We start from the raw sequence: 18713 nt of genomic DNA, 5'->3' as shown, positions 1-18713 counted from the left end.
CCAACGTAGAAGCTTGCCCCATGTTTCGAAAGGAATCCCGTGCTGCGCACACATCTCGCCGGTTCATTGCGAGCCGAGCACGCCCAGCAGACCGTTACCCTCACCGGTTGGGTTGCCAGGCGTCGTGATCACGGCGGGGTGATCTTCATCGACCTGCGTGATGCCTCGGGCGTGTCGCAGGTGGTGTTCCGTGAGGGTGCTGCTGCCGAACAGGCGCATCGACTGCGCGCGGAGTACTGCGTGAAGGTCACCGGTATCGTCGAGGTCCGGCCGGAGGGCAACCAGAACTTCGAGATCCCCACCGGGGCCATCGAGGTCAACGTCACCGACCTCGAGGTCCTCAACGAGAGCGCGCCGCTGCCGTTCCAGCTCGACGACCAGGCCGGTGAGGAAGCACGCCTGAAGTACCGCTACCTCGACCTGCGCCGGGAGGGCCCGGGCCACGCCATTCGGTTGCGGTCCAAGGTCAATGCCGCTGCCCGCGCCGTTCTCGCCCACCACGAATTCGTCGAGGTCGAGACACCCACGCTGACGCGGTCGACGCCCGAAGGTGCGCGCGACTTCCTCGTCCCCGCCCGACTGCAGCCGGGTAGCTTCTACGCGCTGCCGCAGAGCCCCCAGCTGTTCAAGCAGCTCCTCATGGTCGGCGGCATCGAGCGGTACTACCAGATTGCGCGTTGTTACCGCGACGAGGACTTCCGTGCGGACCGTCAGCCGGAGTTCACCCAACTCGACATCGAGATGAGCTTCGTCAACCAGGACGACGTGATTCTGCTTGCCGAAGAAGTCCTGAGTGCACTGTGGAAGCTCGTCGGCCACGAGATCAAGACCCCGATCGCGCGGATGACGTACGCCGAGGCGATGCGGCGGTTCGGTTCCGACAAGCCGGACCTTCGTTTCGGCATCGAACTCGTCGAATGCATGGAGTTCTTCAAGGACACCACCTTCCGGGTGTTCCAGGCGGAGTACGTGGGCGCTGTGGTCATGCCCGGTGGTGCCGCACAGCCCCGGCGTCAGCTCGACGGATGGCAGGAGTGGGCGAAGCAGCGCGGCGCCAAGGGCCTTGCGTACGTGCTGGTCGGCGAGGACGGCGCCCTCACCGGTCCGGTGGCGAAGAATCTCACCGACACCGAGCGCGCTGGACTCTGCGACCACGTCGGCGCGAAGCCCGGTGACTGCATCTTCTTCGCTGCAGGGGCCACTAAGCCGATGCGTGCGCTGCTCGGCGCGGCCCGGGGAGAGATCGCCCGCAAGCAGAACCTGATCGACCCCGAAGCGTGGGCCTTCGTGTGGGTCGTGGACGCGCCGCTGTTCGAGCCGACCGCTGACGCCACTGCCAGCGGCGACGTCGCCCTCGGTTACAGCGCCTGGACGGCCGTGCACCACGCCTTCACCTCGCCGAAGCCGGAGTCGATCGACACGTTCGACACCGACCCGGGGTCGGCACTCGCGTACGCCTACGACATCGTCTGCAACGGCAACGAGATCGGCGGCGGCAGTATCCGTATCCACCGCAAGGACATTCAGGAACGCGTGTTCGCGGTGATGGGAATCTCCCACGAGGAGGCGGAGGACAAGTTCGGTTTCCTCCTCGACGCCTTCGCGTTCGGTGCACCGCCGCACGGCGGAATCGCGTTCGGCTGGGACCGCATCACGGCCCTGCTCGCCGGTGTCGACTCCATCCGTGAGGTGATCGCGTTCCCGAAGTCCGGCGGCGGCGTCGATCCGCTGACGGAGGCTCCCGCCCCGATCACTGCGCAGCAGCGCAAGGAGTCGGGTGTGGACGCCAAGCCGGAGCCGAAGGGCGATGGCGGCGCGAAGGGTGGCCCAGCACCGGTGGCGAAGGACGCGGCCGCCGAGAAGTAGATCGATCGACCGGGACTACGCGGACAGCCGGGGGACGTCATGTTGCATCTACGAGTGATCTGCCCGGCCGAGCAGACCGACGACGTACTCGGTGTGCTCGCCGCGGAGCCCGGTGCCACCCACGTGGTGGTGCTGCGCGATGCGGCGATCGACCCGGCCGGGGACGTCATCCAAGCCGATGTTGCCCGCGAGGCCGCCAACGCGGTGATCGACGCGTTCGAAGCCCTGGACATCCAGCACATGGGTGCGATCACCATGGTCCCGGTCGAGACGGTCCTGTCCAAGGCTGCACACGAGGCGGAGAAGGCGGCTCCCGGTGATCCGGCCGACAGCGTCGTATGGGAGGAACTCGTCAGCCGCACCCGCGAGGAGTCGACCCTCAACGGTACGTTTCTCGCCTTCCTGACGATCGCGTGCCTGCTCGCGTCGGTAGGAGTTGTGACGGACTCGCCGATCACGATCGTCGGCGCCATGGTCGTGGGACCGGAATTCGGTCCGCTGGCCGCGCTCGCAGTGGCCTTGGCGCGGCGCAAACTCGGTCTGGCGCGACGCTCGCTGTTTGCGTTGCTTCTCGGATTTCCGTTCGCCATGGCTGCAACCTTGATCGCCACGCTACTGATGGAACGGATCGGGTGGATGGCTCTCGACAGCCTTGATGCCCAGGATCAGGTCGACTACATCTACAAGGTGGGGCCACTCTCCCTGGTGGTTGCCGTCCTCGCGGGTGCTGCCGGAATGCTCGCCCTCGTATCCGCCAAGTCCGCGGCCCTCGTGGGCGTGTTCATCTCGGTCACCACCGTGCCGGCGGCGGGATTCGCCGTCGTCGCCGTGACGATCGGCGAGTGGCGCATCGCTGCACAGTCCGCCCTTCAGCTGGGCATCAACATGGTCGGGATCGTTGTCGCCGGTGTGCTGGTGCTGGCGCTGCGGCTGCGCCCGGGTAGTGGCGCCGGTCGACTCCTCACCGAGGCACGAAATGGACGTGTGCAGCAGATCCGGAGGCCCCGGTGACCACGACGCCGCACCGCGGCCCGGGATACGACGAACTGTTCGGCGCCGACGGGAGTGTTCGCATGCCGTGGACCGAGGTGGGTGCCGGCCTCCTCGGTGCCGATACCGACTCCGTGCGCCGGTTGCAGTCCCGTATCCGGCTCCTCGTCGACAACCACGGCATCACCTACAACCCGCTCGACGGATCGGAAGCTGCCACCGGACCGTCTCGGTGGGAGATCGACGCGGTGCCGCTTCTCCTTGCGGCCGACGAATGGGAACAACTCGAAGCGGGATTCGTCCAACGATCCCAGCTCCTCGATGCGGTCCTTGCCGACCTGTACGGGCCGATGACGCTCCTTCGTGGAGGGGTCGTACCCGCCCGCCTCGTATTCGCCCATCCCGGATACCTCCGGCCGGCCCACGGCATCACGATCCCCGGCCGCCACCAACTGTTTCTCCACGGACTCGACGTCGGCCGCGGCACGGACGGGAGCTTTCACGCGGTCCGCGACCACACCCAGTCCCCGGCCGGGGCCGGTTACGCTATGGCGAACCGCCGAGTGATCGCCCGGGCGGTTCCGGGCATCTACGAGACAGTCGGCCCGAGGCCGTTGTCCTCGTTCGCCCAGTCGATGCGACTCGCGGCGATCGACGCCGCGCCGGCGGGCACGGAAGACCCGCTGGTGGTGGTGCTGAGTCCGCGCACCAGGTCCGAGGCCGCGTTCGACCAGGCCTACCTGGCGACCGTCCTGGGATTCCCGCTCGTGGAGAGCGCCGACCTGGTAGTTCGTGACGGCCGCGTCTGGATGCGGTCGCTGGGCCGGCTGGAACAGATCGACGTCATCATCCGGCGGGTCGACGCCGAACTCGCCGACCCCCTCGATCTGCGTCCCGGCTCCCGAACGGGCGTGGTCGGTCTGGTCGAGGTGCTGCGGCGGGGCGCAGTGACCGTCGTGAACACCCTCGGCAGCGGAATCCTCGAGAATCCGGCACTCACCCGTCTGCTGCCCGATCTCGCGCGGCACCTGCTCGACGAGGATTTGTTGCTCCCGTCCGTGCCGACGTTCTGGGGAGGTGACCGCTCCGAGCTCTCGCACATTCTGGCCAATTTTTCGTCGATGGTACTTCGAGCCGTCCGCGATGGGCGGCCCGTCGTCCCCTCCGAACTCGACGAGGCGCCGCGCGCGGAGCTCCGCGATCAGGTACGCGCGCAGCCCGACCACTGGGTGGGCCAGATGATTCCCGACCCGTCGTATGCCCCCTCGGCCGGCGCCGGGGGTGAGGTCGCCCTCGCACCCGTCGGAGTCCGGCTGTTCTCGGTGGCCCAACAGGTGGGCTACGTCCCCATGGCCGGTGGCCTCGGCACGACGCTGGTTCCGGGTGCCGAGCGTGGGGATCGCCGGCATGCGGGGGCCAAGGACGTCTGGATTCGATTCGCACCACGGCTCGGTCCGACCGAAGCCGGTGAGGGCACCATAATCGAGTCGCTGCCCACCTACACGGCGACGACGTCCGACCTGCTGGCCTCGCCACGCGCCCTGTCGGAATTGTTCTCGATGGGACGATTCGCCGAGCGGGCCGAGGGATCGGCGCGCCTGATGATCGCGGTGGGGGAGAAGTACCGCGACTATCGGCTCCGGCCGTGGCTGGCCGGCGCGGGGTGCCTTCCCATTCTTCTCGGCACCGTCCTCACCGTCGCCGAGCTGCGAGATGCGCCCGCGGATGATCCCGAGCGGGGCGGGTCCGTGTCCACCGCCGCCCACACCGCGGGCGCGGACCCGACCGCAGATATCCAGCAAGTGCACGCGGAGCTGCGTTCCCTCACTGTCGACCCCGACCGCGAGGGGTCACTCGCTCGAGCCGTCCGAGGCGTGGAGGAGGCCGCTCGTGCGGTACGTGGCCAGTTGTCGAACGACATCTGGGCCGTGCTGAGCACGGTGGAACGCGCGCTGAGCGAGGTTTCGGACGATGCGATCGACGACGGCTCCCGGCTTTTCGAGGCGCAATCCGCGGTGCTCGGCGGCATGCTCGCCCTGTCCGGTGTGTCGGCGGAATCGCTGGTCCGTGACACCGGCTGGCACGTCATGGATATCGGCAAGAGGATCGAGCGGGCGTCCACCCTCACCACCCTGGTGGCGTCCGCGCTGGGGCGCAAGCGAGACTCCGCGACCGAACGAGCCCTGATCGAGACACTTCTGCTCGCCACCGAGAGCTCGGTCGTGTACCGCCGTCGGAATCGGAGCATCCGGCCGGCCGCGGTGGCTGAGCTGCTGCTGTTCAACCAAGGCAACCCCCGCTCGCTCGCCTTCCAGCTCGAGGCGCTGCGGACCGACCTGGCGGCACTGCCCGACGCCTCCGGCTCTTCGCCGGCGCAGCGGCTCGTCGAGGACATGCTCAACACCGTGCGCCGGGTCGACCCTGCCCGCTTCGAACGCATCGACGACACCGGAGTACGCACCGACGTGATCGAACTGACCACCGAGATCTCCGGACTGCTGGGCGAACTGTTCGGCGTCATGTCAAAGGGGCCGTTGTCGATGCCCGGCGGCACGCAGCCGCTGTGGGGCAGTGCGACGGTGTGGACCGCCGCAGGCGGAGTCTCCGCATGACCGACCCGTCTGCAGCCGGGGACTCGATTACCGAGCGCCCTGTACTCCGGCGTTACAGGATCACGCACCGCACCACCTATACCTACTCCGACGCGGTGTCGTCGTCCTACGGCCGTTGCTACCTGCTTCCGCGCGACACCGAGGAACAGCGATGTGTTCGATCCGCCGTGGAGATTTCGCCGGCGCCTGCCGATCGCTCCGTCGGCGAGGACGTGTACGGAAACCGGGACCTCTACTTCCAGGTGAGCACCGCGCACGAAACCTTGGTCGTTACCTCCGAGTCCGAAGTGGAGGTGTACGGGCCGGAGCGGAACCGGCTCGACAGTCCACCCGCGAACTCGCGGTGGGAGCTGTCACGGCCGGTGGGAACGGAAGGGGCGCTGGCCCAGGACTTCGTGCTGGATCTGCAGCCCGCCGAGATCAGTGATGCCGTGCGCGACTACGCGGCCGTGAGCTTCCCGCCGCAGCGTCCACTCGTCGACGCCGTCGTCGACCTCACGAGCCGCATCCACCGCGACTTCCAGTACAGATCGGGGTCGACGTCCGTCTCCACCAGGGTCGCCGAGGTGCTCGCGAAGAGGTCTGGGGTGTGCCAGGATTTCGCCCGGCTCGCTATCGCCTGTCTGCGCTCACACGGACTTGCCGCTCGGTACGTGTCGGGATATCTCGAAACCCAGCCGCCGCCCGGCAAGGAAAGACTGGTCGGTGTCGACGCCACCCACGCCTGGGCAGCGGTGTGGATGCCCGGCGACCGGTGGCTCGCCTTCGATCCGACCAACGACCAACTCGTCGACGAGCGCTACACCGTGGTGGCGTGGGGCCGGGACTATGCGGACGTGCCGCCACTGCGCGGAGTCATATACACAGAGGCACGAAACAGCACCATTGCGGTGTCGGTTGACGTGGCGCCCGTCGATCCGCTCGCGCCGGATCAGCCGAAATGCTGAAATTCACCGAGGCTTCCGGCGGAGGACTCGATGATCCGTGTCACTAGCAGGTAAGTTGGACCGCGATGACTGCAATACTGGCAGACCCCGTTTCCGAGGTAGTTGCCGCAGCCGAAAAGCTGCTCACGCGTCGTACCGGGGCACCCGTGACACTGGTGGACCCCGTCGACCTCGGCGGTAGTGGTCGTACCATCGTGCTCCGCGTACGTGTGGCCGAGAATCCGTTCTCCCTCCCGCGGACGTTGGTGATCAAGCAACTCCGCGAGGACGTCGGTGTGTCCGGCTCACGGTCAGTCGACGCCGACGGCCTGTCGGGCGACAGCAGCAGTGCGTTCCTTCGTGAGGCCGTGTCGTATCAGTTCGCCACTGCACTGGCGACCGACAGCCGGCCGGGCGCCGAACTGCTCGCCTCCGACCTCGAGGCGCGGCTCCTCATTCTCAGCGACCTCGGTGACGCCTCGCCGATCAGCGCGCTTCTCGAGCATTCCGACGCCGATACGGTCACCAACACCCTGATGGCCATGGCACAGGCGCTGGGCCGGATGCATGCGGCCACGGTGGGACGTGAAGAGGACTTCACCGCGCTCCTGCGCCGCGCCGAGGTAGCGCACTGCGACGACACCATCGGCGAGCAGGTTCATCGCGCGGTTCCCGAGGTGCCGCGCCTTCTTTCCCAGATCCTGGGTGTCGACGTGTCCGCGGACATGACGGCGCAGGTGGCGCGCGCCGCGAAATTGTTCGACAGTGGCCGATTCCGGGCGTTCAGCCCCTCCGATCTGTGCCCCGACAACATCATGGTCAACGACGAGGGCGTCCGTTTCCTCGATTACGAGTGGGGCGGCTTCCGCGACGCGATGCTCGATATCGCGTACGCCCTGGTCTCCTTCCCCGGATGCCTGTGCACCGTGGAGTTGTCCGACGAGCGAACGCAGGCCATGATCGAGGCCTGGCGCGCCGAGGTGGTGGGAATGTGGCCTGCGCTCGCCGACGACAACGTGCTGGCCACTCGCATGGTCGAAGCCCAGCTGATCTGGGTGTGGGTGAGCACCTACCTGTTCCTTCCGGAGAATCACGGCCGCATCGCAGCAGTGCGCGAGCATCACCTGTCGGTTCCCCGTTCGGAGGCCTTGACCCAGCGCTGGGACAGGCTGGCGCGTAGCGCCGACCACGCCGGCAACACTGTGGTCGCGCACCAGGCCCGCCTCGTCGCCGACAAGCTTCGCGGGTTGTCCGTCGGGTGACCTCGACCCGCCGACCGGAGTGGGTTTCCGGCACACCTTCCGAGTAGCGTCGAACTTGTGAGCGATCTTTTCGGTTCGGAAGTGGGCGAGGACGAGTCGGACGGACTGTTCGAGACCGTTCGGCCGGAGGTGGAGCCTGCGCCCACATCCGGTCCCGGACCTCTGGCGGTCAATTCCCACGCTCCACTGGCGGTGCGGATGCGGCCACGCACGCTCGGCGAGGTGGTCGGGCAGCAGCACCTCCTCGGTCCCGGAGCCCCGCTGCGGCGTCTGGTCGAGGGCTCGGGAGCAGCGTCGGTGCTGCTGTACGGACCTCCCGGTACCGGGAAGACGACCTTGGCGTCGCTCATCTCGGGAGCGACTGGCCGCCGCTTCGAGGCGTTGTCGGCGCTGTCCGCGGGGGTCAAGGAAGTGCGCGGCGTCATCGAACTTGCGCGGCGGCGACTCCTCGCGGGGGAGCAGACTGTGTTGTTCATCGACGAGGTGCACCGATTCTCGAAGACGCAACAGGATGCCCTACTCGCTGCCGTGGAGAACCGGATCGTTCTTCTCGTGGCCGCGACCACCGAGAACCCGTCCTTCTCGGTCGTATCACCGCTTTTGTCCCGATCGTTGGTGTTGCAACTGCAGTCGCTGACGCCGGACGACATCGAGGACCTGCTCGAGCGGGCGCGCACCGACGAGCGTGGCCTCGGCGGTGAGATCGAGATCGCCGGCGATGCCATGGACCATCTGGTCCGGTTGGCGGCGGGCGATGCGCGGCGGGCCCTGACGGCGCTGGAGGCGGCAGCGGGGGCCGCTCTCGATCAGGCGGGCGACGCGGAGCGGCCGATACTGCTCGACCTTGCCACGGTGGAAGCGAGCGTCGACAAGGCGGCGGTCCGCTACGACCGTGACGGTGACCAGCACTACGATGTCATCAGCGCCTTCATCAAATCGATCCGTGGTTCCGACGTCGATGCCGCGCTGCACTACCTCGCGCGGATGCTGACCGCGGGGGAGGACCCTCGTTTCATTGCCCGGCGGCTGGTGGTCCACGCCAGTGAGGACATCGGGATGGCCGACCCGACCGCCCTGCAGACCGCTACGGCGGCAGCGCAGGCCGTGCAGCTGATCGGTATGCCGGAGGCCCGCCTCGCGCTCGCACAGGCCACTATCCATCTCGCCACTGCGCCCAAGTCGGGGGCAGTGATCGCTGCCCTCGGGGCCGCGATGGCGGATGTCGCCGCGGGCAACGCGGGCCTGGTGCCGGCGCACCTGCGAGACGGGCACTACGCCGGCGCGGCAAAACTCGGTAACGCCGTCGGATATCGCTATCCCCACGATCACCCGGACGGCGTGTTGCCGCAGCAGTATCCGCCGGACGAGCTGGTCGGCGTCGACTACTACCAGCCCACCACGCACGGGGGTGAGCGCGACATCGCAGCGCGGGTCGACAAGTTGCGTGCCATCGTCCGTGGCAAGACCCGTCCGGGGGGCCGGTTAAGCTGATTGTTGCCGAACTGCCGGGCTCCCGTGTGCCTGGCAGGCCGGCATCCCGCAGTTGCCCTCGAGACAGACAATAAGGATCACTGACGTGCAGACCCACGAGATTCGCCGGCGCTTCCTCGACCATTTCGTCAAGGCAGGCCACACCGAGGTAGCCAGCGCCTCGCTGATTCTCGACGATCCGAACCTGCTGTTCGTCAACGCGGGAATGGTCCAGTTCGTGCCGTTCTTCCTCGGCCAGCAAACCCCGCCGTACTCGACGGCGACCAGTGTGCAGAAATGTGTGCGCACCCTCGACATCGAAAACGTCGGCATCACGACACGGCACAACACGTTCTTCCAGATGGCCGGGAACTTCTCCTTCGGTGACTACTTCAAGCGGGAAGCGATCAAGCACGCCTGGGCGTTGCTGACCGGAAGTGTCGACGACGGCGGCTACGGATTCGATCCCGAGCGGATCTGGGTCACCGTGTACCTCGACGACGACGAGGCGCGTGACATCTGGCGCGACGAGGTCGGTATGCCCGAAGCCCGTATCCAGCGCCGCGGCATGGCGGACAACTACTGGTCGATGGGCATTCCCGGACCATGCGGCCCTTGCTCGGAGATCTATTACGACCGGGGTCCCGAGTTCGGCACGGAGGGTGGTCCGGAAGCCGACGAGGACCGCTACATCGAGATCTGGAATCTCGTGTTCATGCAGAACGAGCGCGGTCTCGGCACCGGGAAGGACAGCTTCGAGATCCTCGGGCCGCTGCCGAAGAAGAACATCGACACCGGCATGGGAGTCGAGCGCGTGGCGTTTCTCCTGCAGGGCGTCGACAACGTTTACGAAACCGACCTGGTCCGCCCGGTGATCGCGAAGGCCGAGGAGTTGTCGGGCCGCAGATACGGCATCAACCACGATGACGACGTCCGGTTCCGCGTCATCGCCGATCACGCGCGGACAGCCGCGATGCTCATCGCCGACGGTGTGAACCCGGGCAACGACGGCCGCGGATACGTGCTGCGGCGACTGCTGCGGCGCATCGTGCGTTCGGCGAAACTGCTCGGGGCCGACAAGCCGAGCATGCGTGAGTTCATCACCGTCGTGCGCGCCACGATGGCGCCGTCCTACCCGGTGCTCGACAGTGACTTCGGTCGCATCGAGACGGTCGCGGTCGGCGAGGAGACGGCGTTCCTCAAGACCCTCACATCGGGGTCGAAGTTGTTCGAGGGTGCCGCCGAATCCGTGAAAGCCTCCGGTAAGTCGATCATCGGCGGCGAGCAGGCCTTCGCGCTGCACGACACCTACGGCTTCCCCATCGACCTGACCCTCGAGATGGCGGCCGAGGCCGGACTGTCGGTCGACGAAGAGGGATTCCGGACGCTGATGGCGGAGCAGCGTCAGCGTGCCAAGGACGACGCCCAGGCGCGCAAGCACGCGCATGCCGATCTGACCGTTTACAAGGAACTTCTCGACCGCGGTCCCACCGAGTTCACCGGTTTCCACGAACTGGTGTCCGAGGCGCGTGTCCTCGCCTTGATCTCGAACGGGCAGCGCGTACCCGTCGCCACTGCCGGGCAGGACGTCGAGGTCATCCTCGACCGCAGTCCGTTGTACGCGGAAGCGGGCGGCCAGATCGCGGACCTGGGTGCGCTCACCGGGCCGGGGCTGCGCGTGAAGGTCAACGATGTGCAGAAGATTGCGAAGAAGCTGTGGGTCCACAAAGTGACCGTCCAGGAAGGTGAGATCACCGAAGGGGACGTGGTCCTCGCCCAGGTCGATGCAGGTTGGCGTAAGGGCGCCACCCAGGGCCACTCGGGTACGCACATGGTTCACGCCGCGCTCCGGCAGGTTCTCGGGCCCAACGCCGTTCAGGCCGGTTCGTTGAACAAGCCCGGATATCTGCGCTTCGACTTCTCCTGGCAGGGTGCGCTCACCGAATCGCAGAAGCAGGACATCGAGGTCGTGGCGAACGAGGCGGTGGCCGCTGACTACGCGGTCAACACGTTCGTCACCGATCTCGACAAGGCGAAGGCGATGGGTGCCATGGCCCTGTTCGGCGAGAACTACGGCGACGAGGTGCGCGTCGTGGAGATCGGTGGACCGTTCTCCATGGAGCTGTGCGGTGGAACGCACGTGGGGACCTCCGCGCAGATCGGCAATGTGACACTGCTCGGTGAGCAGTCCGTAGGTTCCGGTGTGCGACGGGTGGAGGCCTACGTCGGGCTGGACTCTTACCGCTACCTGGCCAAGGAAAGGGCGCTGCTCGCGGGGCTGTCGTCGTCGCTGAAGGTGCCCTCTGAAGAGGTGCCCGCCCGTGTCGAGGCTTTGGTCGAGCGGCTTCGTGTTGCGGAGAAGGAACTCGAGCAGAGCCGGGCACAGGCGGTACTGGCCTCCGCAGGCACCTATGTCGACAAGGCCCAGCGGCTGGGACCGGTACTCCTGGTTGCGGACTCGGCTCCCGCCGGTGTCGGTGGCAACGATCTCCGGAGCCTCGTCACCGATATTCGGGGACGGTTCGGCACGCAGCCGGCCGTCGTCATTCTGCTCGGTGATGTCGACGGCAAGGTTCCATTCGTGGTGGCAGTCAACAAGGCAGCGCAGGAACTCGGAGTTTCGGCCGGTGACCTCGTAAAGGAGTTCGGCCCCAAGATCGGTGGCCGAGGCGGCGGCAAGGCCGACATGGCCCAGGGCTCAGGCTCGGACACCAGCGGCATCGCGGCGGCCCTCGATGCGGTCCGAGGCAGCGTAGCGGACAAGGTGGGGAGCCAGTAGCGGTGCATCGCGCGGAACAGGGAGGTCCGGATCGACCGGGCGTCGACGACCCTGGGCGCGGTCGACGCATCGGTATCGACGTGGGCAGTGTCCGGATCGGAGTCGCCTCGAGCGACCCAGACGGGGTTCTCGCCACCCCCGTCGAGACGGTCCCCCGGTCGAAGGATCGCGGTCCCGACGCGCCGGATATCCGGCGCATTGCCGACATTGCCGAGGAATACGAGGCGGTGGAGGTTATCGTCGGTCTGCCGCAGACCTTGCGGGGTGAACGGGGGAAAGCCGCCTCGGTCGCTACGGTGTTCGCGAAGCGATTGCGAAGAGCGGTGGATCCGATCCCGGTGCGGATGGCAGACGAACGCCTGACCACCGTCGCCGCCACTCGGGCGCTTCGCGAGAGCGGTGTCAGTGCGAGAAGTCAGCGTTCGGTGATCGACCAAGCCGCGGCGGTGGCGATCTTGCAGGGGTGGTTGGACGAGCGGAGCAGGTCGGTGAATGCAGGGGATTCAGTCGAGGACAGGCAGCAACCGGAGGCGGGCCAGTGAGCAACCATCGGCGGCCCGCGGGTGAACAGCCCGGTTTCGACTACCTACCCCGTGAGCCTCGGCGACACCGCTATCTCGACGAGGACGAACCGGTCGAGTACCGGTCCGTCCCCGAGCGCGCTGATCTTCCCGACCATGTCGAACCGGCGGAGGTCGGTTACCGCCGTAGCAGCTACGACGACTCCGTCGACGATCGTGTGTACGGCTACCACCAGCCGAGCTCCGATCATCAGGCCGACCACCCCGCTCGTCACGATGCGGCCCGGTCGGACCTCGTTCACGACGAGCCCGCTCACCGCTACCGCGAGGACCGCCACGACGAGCACGCGTACGACGAGCACGCGTACGACGAGCGCGCGTATGACGAGCGCGCGTATGACGGCCGGCCGGTCGACGATCGTGTCTCCGTCGAGGGGCGACACGACGCACCGTACGAGAGAGCCGACGCAGCGTTCGACGAGGCCGAAACCCAGGTCATCGCCGCCATTCCGGCCGAACATCCCGCTCCGTCGTCGCGCATGCACGCGCGGCGCCAGCAGAAGTCCCGCGGCCGTGCGCGCCGGGGCAAGATCTTCGGAGCGCTCGCGGCCGCGGTCGTCCTGGTGGTTGTGGCGGGGATGGTGTTCGTCGGCGGCAAGCTCTTCTTCGGTGGCATGGAGGCCCCCGCCGACTACACGGGTCCTGGCGGGCCCGAAGTCGTGGTCCAGGTCCACGCGGGTGACACCGCGGAGGAGATCGCGACCACTCTCGCCGAGCGAGACGTGGTGGCCAGCGGATCGGCCTTCTTCAACGCCGCGGTTCAGAACGACGCGATGAACTCGGTGCAGCCGGGATTCTACAGTCTCTCGACACAGATTCCTGCGGTGGACGCCGTCCGGGAACTCGTCGATCCGGCGTCGCGCGTCGGCCAGATGATCATTTCGGAGGGCCGTCAGCTCCACGACACCACCGACGTGCAGACGGGCGCCGTGAAGAAGGGGATCTACACCCTCATTTCCGAGGCCAGCTGCCTGGGCGAGGCCGGGCAGGAAACGTGTATCAGCTTCGACGACCTCAACAATGCCGGTGCGGGCGACATCGGCGCACTCGGGGTGCCGGACTGGGCGAAAGACGCCGTCGCGGGCGTACCCGACCGCGATCGCCAGCTCGAGGGTCTCATCGCCGCCGGAAGCTGGGATTTCGATCCCACAGCCGACGCAGCCGCGATCCTGCGGAAGCTCGTGACCGAGAGCGCTGCGAGCTACGAGGACACGGGCATCCTCACCGCGGGCAACGAGGTGGGTCTCCCACCCTATCAGATGCTCATCGCTGCGTCGCTCGTGGAACGGGAGGCGATGCCCGACGATTTCGCGAAGGTGGCCCGCGTCATCTTGAACCGGCTCGCGGTCAACCAGGCGCTGCAGTTCGACTCGACAGTCAACTATGCGCTCGACACGACGGAATTGGCCACCACCGATGCCGATCGGGCGAAGGTGACCCCGTGGAACACCTACGCAAGCCCGGGCCTTCCGGCAACCCCGATCTCGTCGCCGAGTATCGCTGCACTGCAGGCCGTCGAATCCCCGGAGCCGGGGGACTGGATCTATTTCGTGACGGTGGACGCGAAGGGCACCACGCTGTTCACCAAAAGTTATGAGGAGCACTTGTCCAACATCGACCAGGCACTGAACAACGGGATTCTCGACAGTGGACGATGAGCTGATGTCGGCACGTAAGGCTGCTGTGCTGGGCAGCCCGATCGCGCACTCCCGGTCACCGCAGTTGCATCTCGCGGCCTACCGGGCGCTGGGCCTGACCGGCTGGACCTACGAGCGCATCGAATGCGACGGGCAACGTCTTCCGGGTCTCGTGTCCGATCTCGGCCCGGAATGGGTGGGCCTGTCGGTCACGATGCCGGGTAAGATCGCGGCACTCGAGTACGCCACGGAGCGGACCGACCGCGCGGTGGCGATCGGCTCCGCCAACACCCTGGTCCGCATCGAGGGTGGATGGCGCGCGGATTGCACCGATGTCGATGGCGTCCGCGGCGCCTTGACCGAGGGCGGACTCGGCACGATCGCGGGAGCCGACGCTGTGGTCGTGGGCGCAGGTGGGACGGCGAGGCCGGCTCTGGTGGCGCTCGCCGATATGGGCGTGAAGAGTGTCACCGTGGTGGCCCGGAACGAGGGCCGGGCCGCGGGCGCGCTGGCCTGCGCCGAAGCGATGGGTCTCGAGGTGCGACTACTCGGCTTCGACAGCCGAGAACTCGCCGCCCGGTGCGCGGGCGCGGCCGCCCTCGTCAGCACCGTGCCGTCGACATCGATCATCGACTGTGCGGATGTCCTCGGCCAGGCCCCGTTCGTGCTGGACGCGATTTACGACCCGTGGCCGACACCGTTGGCCGCCGCAGTCGAGGCTGCCGGTGGAACGGTGATCGGTGGCCTGTCGATGCTCCTCCACCAGGCCTTCGGTCAAGTGGAGCAGTTTACCGGCCGGCCTGCGCCGCGAGAGGCCATGGCAGCCGCGTTGGGCTAGTTGTCCACAGGCCTGGGTTTCTGCACAGGGCGGGGCGTTTCTGCACGTCGCCGAGAACAGGGCTCCTGGTGCGCCGGGCAGGCTGCTTCCATGTGGTGGCTCATTTCGGTCGGCGCGATCGCCGGCGCAGGCGCTGGATGGTGCGCGCGGCGGACGGCGTCGACATTCGTCGGCAACCGAACTGTGCGATGCGGCTGGTGTGAAAGTCTGTGCGCCGCGGGAGTCGCAGTCACGGTGTGGTGCGGTGTACTCGGCAGGGATCCGGAGCCGGCATTGCTTCCCGTCGCCGCCCTGTTCTGGTGGTGGTGTGTCAGTCTCGTCGCCACGGACTGGTGTGCGCGCAGGTTGCCGAACGCTCTCACGCTGCCCGGATTCGCGGTGATCGTCGTCCTTGCGTGCGCGGCCGGCCGGGCCCCGGCCGCGTTGGTCGGGGGTGCGCTGCTCGCAACGGTGTATCTCGGCCTGCACCTGTGCGCGCCCCGATCGCTGGGGGCAGGTGATGTGAAGCTCGCTCTGGGTGTGGGTGCCGCAGCCGCGATGGGCGGGGGAGGAGCCTGGGTGTGGGCGGCCCTCCTCGCGCCGACGTTCACCGCCGCTGCGGGGTGTGTCGCACTGGTCCGGGCGCGCTGGCGCCGTTCGCGGTCCACGCCGGACGCGCCTTCCTCGCCGAACCTTCCCCACGGGCCGGCTATGTGCGCCGCGACCGTGCTCGCGCTGCTGGCCACGCACCTTCCATGAGCGCACATACGGTCCGGGCCGGGTTGGGAGGACCACCGTCACTGCGGGTCGTGGCGACGTGGAAGGATATTGGTCGTGCTGCGCTGGATAACTGCCGGAGAATCCCATGGTCCCGCCCTCGTTGCGATGCTCGAGGGGATGGTTGCTGGCGTCGAAGTGACGTCCCAGGACATCTCGACCCAACTCGCGCGACGGCGTCTCGGTTACGGGCGCGGCGCACGTATGAAGTTCGAGGCCGACAAGGTCACCATCGTCGGCGGTGTGCGCCACGGGCGGACACTCGGCGGGCCGATCGCGGTCGAGGTGGGCAACACCGAGTGGCCCAAGTGGGAAACCATCATGTCCGCCGATCCGGTCGACGCCGACCTGCTCGCCGACCAAGCACGTAACGCACCCCTTACCCGTCCGCGGCCCGGGCACGCCGATTACTCCGGCATGCTCAAGTACGGTTTCGACGACGCCCGCCCCGTTCTCGAGCGCGCGAGTGCCCGGGAAACGGCGGCCCGCGTCGCGGCCGCGACCTTCGCTCGCAATTTCCTCCGCCAGGTCTTCGGCGTCGAGGTGCTCTCGCACGTAATCTCCATCGGTGCGTCGGAGCCGTATGTCGGTGTCGAGCCGACCGCGTTCGATATCGCGGCAATCGACGCCAGTCCCGTGCGCGCCTTCGACAAGGCAGCCGAGGAATCGATGATCGCCGAGATCGAGGCGGCCAAGCGCGACGGCGACACGCTCGGCGGTGTCGTCGAAGTGGTCGTGCACGGACTCCCCGTCGGTCTCGGCTCGTTCATCAGCGGTGCGGATCGCCTCGACGCGCGTCTCGCATCTGCCCTCATGGGCATTCAGGCGATCAAGGGTGTCGAGGTCGGCGATGGCTTCGAGACCGCCCGACGTCGGGGTAGCCAGGCGCACGACGAGATGCGCCCGGGTCCCGCCGGAATTCTCCGGTCCACCAATCGCGCCGGCGGACTCGAAGGCGGCATGACCAACGGTGAGGCATTGCGTGTCCGCGCCGCGATGAAGCCGATCTCGACCGTTCCGCGTGCGCTCGCCACAGTCGACATGTCGACCGGCGAAGAGGCTGCCGCCATTCACCAGCGCTCCGATGTGTGTGCCGTGCCCGCCGCAGGTGTCGTGGCCGAGGCCATGGTCGCGCTCGTCGTGGCCCAAGCCGCACTCGAGAAGTTCGGGGGCGACTCCATCGCCGAGACGGCTGCGAACTTCGAGCGTTACGCTTCCGGTGTCGCCGCGCGGCTCGCGCGATGACCAGCGCATCCGCCGTCGCAACGAGGCGGTGACGGGCCGTGGCACCGAAAGCTGTGCTGGTCGGCCCCCCGGGATCGGGTAAGTCGACCATCGGAAGACGTCTTGCGCAGGCCCTCGACCTGCCACTCTTCGACACTGATGTGGCGGTTGAGGAGGAAGCGGGGCGCACCATCGCGGAAATTTTCGTCGAGGACGGCGAGCCCGCATTCCGGGCCCTCGAAGAGGAGATCGTCCGCAAGGCGATCGAGAGTTCCGAAGGTATCGTCTCACTCGGGGGCGGCTCGATCCTCTCCGAACGCACCCGGGCACTCCTGAAGGGCCACACGGTGATCTATCTGGAGATCAGTGTCGGCGAGGGCTTGAAACGGACAGGAACCAGTACTGCCCGTCCACTGCTTGCCGGCGGCGATCCCCGTGCGAAGTACGCGGAGTTGATGCGCCGACGTCGGCCGTTGTACCGCGAGGTGGCGACCATTCGCATTCGCACGGACGGCCGCAGCCCAGCGCGGGTGGTGCAGCAGTTGGTCGCGAAACTCGCCGGATGACGAGCGACCCCGGCGGAACAGGTAATCCGAGAACATCGGACGAGACGGAAGCGGAGCAGCAGACAGTGACCGAACCGGTACGTGTACAGGTGCAGACCGCACATCCCTACCCGGTGATCATCGGGCGTGGTCTGCTCGGCGAGCTCGTCGACGAGCTCGCGGGAACCAGGACGGTGGCGATCTTCCATCAGCCGCCGCTGGCCGAAACGGCAGAGGCAGTGCGAGCGGCGCTCGCCGAGAAGGGAATCGACGCTCACCGCATCGAGATTCCGGATGCCGAGGACGGCAAAGACCTGGCCGTGGCCGGCTTCTGCTGGGAGGTGCTCGGCCGAATCGGACTGACCCGCAGTGACGCCGTGGTCAGCCTGGGCGGCGGCGCGGCTACCGACCTCGCCGGATTCGTCGCGGCCACCTGGATGCGCGGAGTGCGGGTGATCCATGTGCCGACGACATTGCTCGCCATGGTCGACGCCGCCGTGGGCGGAAAGACGGGCATCAACACCGAGGCGGGCAAGAACCTGGTCGGTTCGTTCCACGAACCCTCGGCCGTGCTGATCGACCTCGTGACGCTGGAGACGGTGCCGCGCAACGAGATCGTCGCCGGAATGGCGGAAGTCATCAAGACGGGATTCATCGCCGACCCCGTGATACTCGACCTCATCGAGAGCGATCCCGAGGCGGCGCTAGACCCGACCGGATCCGTGCTGCCGGAACTCGTCAAACGTTCGGTGGAAGTCAAGGCCAAAGTGGTGGCGGCCGACCTCCGCGAATCCGATCTGCGGGAGATCCTGAATTACGGGCACACGCTCGGTCATGCGATCGAACGGCGCGAGCGCTACCGCTGGCGTCACGGCGCCGCGGTGTCGGTCGGACTGGTCTTCGCTGCCGAGCTCGGCCGTCTGGCGGGCCGGCTCGACGACGAGACCGCCGATCGGCACCGCCGGATCCTCGAACTGGTCGGGCTCCCCACCACGTACGACGCGGACGCGTTCGGTCAGCTGCTCGAGGGAATGCAGACCGACAAGAAAAATCGCGCTGGTGTGCTGCGGTTCGTGGTACTCGACGGACTGGCGAAGCCGGGACGCCTGGAGGGTCCGGACCCGTCGCTGCTCGTGGCGGCGTATTCGGCCGTGGCCCGCGAGGAGTCGCCTGGTCGCGGCGGTGCAGTGCTGCTCTGACGCAGGGACACGACGCGGCGGAGGTGAG

At 67.4% G+C, this 18713-nt stretch carries 14 protein-coding genes; all 14 read left to right on the top strand.

The annotated features are described in order from the left end of the window. Positions 1-39 precede the first annotated feature (39 nt). The 14 genes from aspS (at position 40) to aroB (ending at position 18685) form a co-directional block, all read left to right on the top strand. On the top strand, positions 40-1866 hold the full coding sequence (aspS, locus tag NOF53_RS05300; RefSeq protein WP_255966152.1) for an aspartate--tRNA ligase: 1827 nt from the start codon (positions 40-42) through the stop codon (positions 1864-1866). Between the two features lie 39 nt (positions 1867-1905). Beyond that, entirely contained in the window at positions 1906-2877 is a 972-nt protein-coding gene (locus NOF53_RS05295) for a DUF389 domain-containing protein (protein WP_255966151.1), read from the top strand. Positions 2878-2939: 62 nt separating this feature from the next. Then, positions 2940-5468, top strand: coding sequence for a circularly permuted type 2 ATP-grasp protein (locus NOF53_RS05290; protein ID WP_374212570.1), 2529 nt, complete (start codon positions 2940-2942; stop codon positions 5466-5468). Further along, entirely contained in the window at positions 5465-6415 is a 951-nt protein-coding gene (locus tag NOF53_RS05285; protein WP_255966147.1) for a transglutaminase family protein, read from the top strand. Before NOF53_RS05290 ends, NOF53_RS05285 begins: the two co-directional genes overlap by 4 nt. 65 nt (positions 6416-6480) lie before the next feature. Continuing rightward, entirely contained in the window at positions 6481-7656 is a 1176-nt protein-coding gene (locus NOF53_RS05280) for a phosphotransferase family protein (protein ID WP_255966145.1), read from the top strand. 57 nt (positions 7657-7713) lie between these two features. Then, complete coding sequence (locus tag NOF53_RS05275; protein WP_255966143.1) at positions 7714-9147, top strand: replication-associated recombination protein A; 1434 nt, start codon at positions 7714-7716, stop codon at positions 9145-9147. 85 nt (positions 9148-9232) lie between these two features. Next, a complete protein-coding gene (gene alaS, locus NOF53_RS05270; protein WP_255966141.1) occupies positions 9233-11905 on the top strand; it encodes an alanine--tRNA ligase in 2673 nt (890 codons plus the stop codon). A 2-nt stretch (positions 11906-11907) separates the two neighbouring features. Continuing rightward, positions 11908-12447, top strand: a complete 540-nt coding sequence (gene ruvX, locus NOF53_RS05265) for a Holliday junction resolvase RuvX (protein ID WP_255966139.1) — start codon at positions 11908-11910, stop codon at positions 12445-12447. Further along, entirely contained in the window at positions 12444-14144 is a 1701-nt protein-coding gene (locus tag NOF53_RS05260) for an endolytic transglycosylase MltG (protein ID WP_255966137.1), read from the top strand. Before ruvX ends, NOF53_RS05260 begins: the two co-directional genes overlap by 4 nt. Positions 14145-14148: 4 nt before the next feature. Further along, positions 14149-14961 carry a shikimate dehydrogenase gene (locus NOF53_RS05255; RefSeq protein ID WP_255966136.1) on the top strand — a complete coding sequence of 271 codons (813 nt, stop codon included), beginning with the start codon at positions 14149-14151 and terminating at the stop codon, positions 14959-14961. Positions 14962-15051: 90 nt separating this feature from the next. Continuing rightward, positions 15052-15699 carry a prepilin peptidase gene (locus NOF53_RS05250; protein WP_255966135.1) on the top strand — a complete coding sequence of 216 codons (648 nt, stop codon included), beginning with the start codon at positions 15052-15054 and terminating at the stop codon, positions 15697-15699. 75 nt (positions 15700-15774) lie between these two features. Beyond that, positions 15775-16962, top strand: coding sequence for a chorismate synthase (gene aroC, locus NOF53_RS05245; RefSeq protein ID WP_255966134.1), 1188 nt, complete (start codon positions 15775-15777; stop codon positions 16960-16962). A 38-nt stretch (positions 16963-17000) separates the two neighbouring features. Next, positions 17001-17507 (top strand): shikimate kinase, encoded by a 507-nt coding sequence (locus NOF53_RS05240; RefSeq protein WP_255966133.1) that lies wholly within the window; start codon positions 17001-17003, stop codon positions 17505-17507. Positions 17508-17572: 65 nt separating this feature from the next. Further along, positions 17573-18685, top strand: coding sequence for a 3-dehydroquinate synthase (gene aroB, locus NOF53_RS05235; RefSeq protein ID WP_255966266.1), 1113 nt, complete (start codon positions 17573-17575; stop codon positions 18683-18685). Positions 18686-18713 lie beyond the last annotated feature (28 nt).

Origin of the sequence: Rhodococcus tibetensis, from assembly GCF_024438035.1 — a bacterium.
GTDB classification, from domain to species: domain Bacteria; phylum Actinomycetota; class Actinomycetes; order Mycobacteriales; family Mycobacteriaceae; genus Rhodococcus_F; species Rhodococcus_F tibetensis.
Note: the sequence above shows the minus strand (reverse complement) of the source record. Positions and strands in the feature narration are given on the sequence as shown.